1 protein-coding gene is annotated in these 552 nt (G+C 51.1%); it reads right to left on the bottom strand.

Annotated features, from left to right (window positions below):
• Window positions 1-210: 210 nt before the first annotated feature.
• The coding region (locus tag TW77_RS25525; RefSeq protein ID WP_046007496.1) for a hypothetical protein at window positions 211-552 on the bottom strand (342 nt) is incomplete at its 5' end.

Here is a 552-nt window from a genome sequence, read left to right as displayed (position 1 = left end):
CATCTCATCATTAAACATCCTTGAAAATCCGCCAGTCACTGCACCGTTAGAAAATTTACCTCCAGAGAGTTTAGAAGCTGTACCACCAACAATAGCCGACACAGCCACCCGGGCGATACTGAAGCTAGAGCCAGCATCAATGGTGTCGATACCCGGTGCAAATGCCTGTGTCACGCCCGCTGCAACGAAGCCGTGACCAAAATTTCCGCCCTATAATTCGGCCATTACACCACCGACCAGGCCATGTGCTGCAATTTTCCCAGCATGGAGCATACTGCCAAACTCAACTTTATCAAACGCTGTGCCCACACCATAAAATGCTGCTGCACTGGCCGCCCCGGTGAGCGCTCCTTTGAGGATATTGCCCCCGTTGACCGCCGCCCCTGTGGCACCAGCTATTGCACCAGCCGATGCTGCGCCATACCAGGAGGAAGCAAACCAACTTGCAGTTCCACCCGTGAAATAAATCAGTGCAGCACCAACAATCAGACTGGCGAAAGGCTTTAATTTTTTAAACAGCTTCTTAAACAAATACCCACTCGGATCCGTATA

Origin of the sequence: Pseudoalteromonas rubra (genome assembly GCF_000967655.1) — a bacterium.
In the GTDB taxonomy this organism is placed as follows: domain Bacteria; phylum Pseudomonadota; class Gammaproteobacteria; order Enterobacterales; family Alteromonadaceae; genus Pseudoalteromonas; species Pseudoalteromonas rubra_A.
Note: the sequence above shows the minus strand (reverse complement) of the source record. Positions and strands in the feature narration are given on the sequence as shown.